Origin of the sequence: Micromonospora sp. ATCC 39149 (assembly GCF_000158815.1) — a bacterium.
Classification (GTDB): Bacteria; Actinomycetota; Actinomycetes; order Mycobacteriales; family Micromonosporaceae; genus Micromonospora.
The window spans coordinates 342,530-345,712 of record NZ_GG657738.1; the positions used below are offsets into that span (position 1 = coordinate 342,530).

A 3,183-nucleotide genomic window follows, 5' to 3' on the forward strand; every position below is an offset into this window, starting at 1 on the left:
CGCGCGCCGACCAGGTAGCCGACCAGGAGGGGTACGCCGCTGGGCCCGGTGCGCACCGCGGCGGCGGCCTCGCGTACGCCCGGCAGGTCGGCCAGGGCCGCGGCGACCTCGCCCAGCTCGATGCGGTAGCCGCGCAGCTTCACCTGGTCGTCGAGGCGGCCCAGGAACTCCAGTTGCCCGTCGGGGCGCAGCCGGACCCGGTCTCCGGTGCGGTACATCCGCTCGCCGGGGCGGAACGGGTCGCGCAGGAACCGGGCGTCGGTTTCCTCCGGACGGTCGAGGTAGCCCCGCGCCAGGCCCGCTCCGGCCAGGTACAGCTCCCCCGCCGTGCCGGGCGGCACCGGCACGCCGTCGGCGGCCAGCACGTACGCCCGGGTGTGCGGCAGCGGTCGGCCGATCGGCGGGACGCCCCCGTCGGCGGTGATCTCCGCGCAGGTCGAGTAGGTGGTGTCCTCGGACGGGCCGTAGAGGTTGAGCAGCCGGCGAACCCCGGGACGGGCCAGGACGCGGGCGGCGAGAGCCGCGGTCAGCGGCTCGCCGGCCAGGCACACGGTGCGGACGCCGGCCGGCAGGGCGTCGGCGGCGAGCAGTTCGCTCATCGCCGAGGGGACGGTGTTGACCAGGGTGACCGGCAGCCCGGCGGCGTCGGGGTCGGCGAGGGCGAGAACGTTGTCGACCAGCACCACCCGCCCGCCCCAGCACAGCGGGCCGAAGATCTCGAACACCGACAGGTCGAAGCAGACGCTGGTGGCGGCCAGCACGCCGCTCAGTTCCTGGGCGGAGAAGGCGGACCGGGTCCAGCCCATCAGCACCGAGGCGGAGCGGTGCTCGATGGCGACGCCCTTCGGCCGGCCGGTGGAGCCGGAGGTGTAGATGACGTAGGCGAGCCCGGCCGCGTCGGCGTCCGCCTCGGGGCGGTCGGCCGGCTGTCCGGCCACGTCGAGGGCGTCCAGGGGCAACGCGGCGGGGCCGAAGCGGTCGGCCAGGCCGGTGCGGGTGAGCACCACCCGGGCACCGGAGTCCTCGGTCATGAACGCCACGCGCGCAGGCGGGTACGCCGGGTCGAGTGGCACGTACGCCGCGCCGGCCTTGAGCACCGCCAGCAGGGCCACCACCAGGTCGACGTCGCGGGGCAGGCAGACCCCGACCCGGTGCTGGCCGGTGACGCCGTGCGCCAGCAGGACCCGGGCGAGCCGGTTGGCCGCCTCGTCGAGTTGCCGGTACGTCAGCGCCCGGTCGCCGGCGCGCACCGCCTCCGCGTCGGGGGTCCGCTCCACCTGGGCCTCGACCAGGTGGTGCAGGCAGGTGCCGGTGAGCAGGACACCGGAGACGCGGGGTGCGATGGCCCGGCGCACCGGCCCGGCGGGCCGGGCGGAGATGGTCACTTCCGCCCGCGATTCGTCGTACGCGTGCAGCCAGACACCGAACGGCCCCCAAGATCGTAACGGTACGTGCGCCCGGGATGACCCTTTGGCAGGTCAGCGCTCCGGGCCCCTCACGCTCTGCCACTTACAGCGATCAATCGATTGCTCTCCGCTGAGAGGTTTCACGAGCGCCGACGGGAATGCCAAGCGCCCTCCCGAGATGTGGGACACAGGGGACGGAAACGCGAACCGGCGAGGTCGGTCCGTTATGCGACTGCGCGTCGGGCCGAAAAAGCGTTGAACAGGGCCGATGCGCCAGGAGGGTCCACCAGCGGCCGGCCCGGCTGGCCCGAGGCTGTCGGGTAACCGCCAGGCCCCCGGGCGGACCCGGCCCCGCCGCGCGAAGCCGTCAGGCCGGTCGCCGCCACTCGTCGGCGAGGACCGACCAGATCTCGATGTCGATGCGCCCGCCCGGCCCGGGAGATGCCTGGCGCAGCGTGCCGTCGCGGCGCATGCCCAGCCGGCGGGCGACGGCGACACTGCGGGTGTTGCGCGCGTCCGTCCGCCACTCGACCCGGTGGATGCCCCGCTCCCGCACCGCCCAGTCGACGATCACGCCGGCGGCGCGGGTGATCAGCCCCCGCCCCTGGGCCGCCGGCTCCAGCCAGCAGCCCGCCTCACACCTGCCCAGCGCCGTGTCGAACGCGACGAACATGACCCCGCCGACCAGCGTCGGCCCCTGCGGGGCCGGACCCGCAAGCCAGATGCCCCAGATCCCGCCGGCGTCGCGGGCCCACAAATCGGCGTAGCGTTGCAGGACGGCCCGCGCGGACGCGAGGTCGGTGGCCACGAAGGACGACCCCACCCAGGGCGCGATGTGGTCACGGGCCCGGTCGAGGTGGCTGAGGAACTCCTCGGCCCGCCACGGCTCCAGCGCACGCAGCTCGGCGTCGGCGGTCAGGAAGCGAGCGAACACCGGGCCTCCCGAGGCTGCGGGGCGGGCGAGCGAATCGGCTCAGCAGACCATACGCCGGCCACCCGGACACACCCGGGCCGCCCGACCGGGCCGCCCGGCCTCACCACGCGGTGAGCGAGGGTCAGCTCACGTGGCGTCAGTCAGCGCAGGAGCGCGGCGCGGCAGATCGGCGCGGGCCAGCCTTTCGGTCAGCGCAGCAGGTCGGCGTGGGCGGCGCGGAGCCGGGCCAGGCCCGGGTCGCTGCCGGGGGTGACCCGGCGGTCGAGTTCGGCCCAGACCTCGGCGAGCGCCTCGGTGACGGCCCGCAGCTCGGCGGCGTGCCGCCGGCTGCTCTGCCGGTGCGACTCGTCGAGACGGCGGGCCCACCCGGCGGTCACCGTGGCGAGCCGGTCGGCGTCGGCCCGCGCCTGCGCCGCCGTGCGGGCGGCGGAGGCGGGCACGATCGCGGCGATCGGGCGAGGGTCGCCGTCGCGGGTGACCATCGTGACCATGTCGGTCAGCTCGGCCATCGCGATGAGCTGGGTCAGCCGGGTGCGGGCCTCGCGCAGCGGCACGGCACGCGGCGGGGTGGGCTCGTGGGACAGGGCGGGGGCAGCCATGACTCCATACTGCTACCGGGGTATGACAAGAACCGTCCACGGTGGCCGCCCGGGGTCTATCCGGTGGCCCGGACGAGGATCTCGACGTAGCGGCGGCACCGCTCGGCGACGGTCGACTCGTCGTACAACTCCGTCGAGTACTCCACGACGCCGAGCACGCCGGCCCCGGCGGGAGTGAGCATGATCGACCAGTCCCGCCGGGCGCAGTCCAACCCCTGGTCGGTGACCTCCACCGCCAGCCCTG

4 protein-coding genes are annotated in these 3,183 nt (G+C 75.2%); all 4 read right to left on the reverse strand.

Going from position 1 to position 3,183, the window contains the following annotated elements; genetic code table 11:
• The coding region (locus MCAG_RS01490; protein WP_007071228.1) for an amino acid adenylation domain-containing protein at positions 1-1,385 on the reverse strand (1,385 nt) is incomplete at its 3' end.
• A gap of 388 nt (positions 1,386-1,773) precedes the next feature.
• Positions 1,774-2,340, reverse strand: a complete 567-nt coding sequence (locus MCAG_RS01495; protein WP_007071229.1) for a GNAT family N-acetyltransferase — start codon at positions 2,338-2,340, stop codon at positions 1,774-1,776.
• A 188-nt stretch (positions 2,341-2,528) separates the two neighbouring features.
• A complete protein-coding gene (locus tag MCAG_RS01500; protein ID WP_007071230.1) occupies positions 2,529-2,939 on the reverse strand; it encodes a hypothetical protein in 411 nt (136 codons plus the stop codon).
• 56 nt (positions 2,940-2,995) lie between these two features.
• The coding region (locus tag MCAG_RS33225; protein ID WP_198141465.1) for a hypothetical protein at positions 2,996-3,183 on the reverse strand (188 nt) is incomplete at its 5' end.

Bases quoted from the DNA above. Each gene is read 5' to 3' on its own strand.
- MCAG_RS01500 (WP_007071230.1), bottom strand. From the start codon at position 2,939: ATGGCTGCCCCCGCCCTGTCCCACGAGCCCACCCCGCCGCGTGCCGTG.